The sequence below is a fragment of the Acinetobacter sp. USHLN143 genome, assembly GCF_037145695.1.
GTDB lineage: Bacteria > Pseudomonadota > Gammaproteobacteria > Pseudomonadales > Moraxellaceae > Acinetobacter > Acinetobacter fasciculus.
This window is the reverse complement of sequence record NZ_JBBCWZ010000213.1, coordinates 1-491: the sequence shown is the minus strand read 5'-3', so window position 1 is coordinate 491 and position 491 is coordinate 1. Positions and strand designations below refer to the sequence as shown.

Annotated in this window: 1 pseudogene; it reads right to left on the bottom strand. The window is 33.8% G+C overall.

Features of this window, described 5'->3' with window-relative positions:
- Window positions 1-491 (bottom strand): annotated as a pseudogene (locus WFH18_RS17745) (IS4-like element ISAba33 family transposase); the annotation flags it as partial.

Below are 491 nucleotides of genomic sequence, written 5' to 3'. Positions count from 1 at the left end.
TCTTGGCTAAGTGATTGGTCACAATAAAGTTTTTTTAACACGTATACAGAAGTTAATGTCATTTTCAATTAACCATGTAAACCATTTCTCACCGATAAATTCTCTGTCTGCGAACACATTCACAATACGATCTTTACCAAAAATGGAGATAAAGCGTTGAATCAAAGCAATACGCTCTTTTGTATCTGAATTTCCACGTTTATTGAGCAATGTCCAAACTATAGGTATCGCTATTCCACGATAGACGATAGCTAACATCAAGATATTGATATCTCGTTTTCCCCATTTCCAGTTGGTTCTATCCAAAGTTAATTGGACTTTATCGAATGAAAATATATAGAAAATTAACTGAGAAATTTGACGATAATCGAAATACTGATCTGCAAAGAAGCGTTGTATACGTCGATAAAATGATTGTGGTAAGCACTTGATGGGTAAGGCTTTAGATGCAGAAGAAAGATTACATGTCTGTTTTACAATTAATGCAAGCA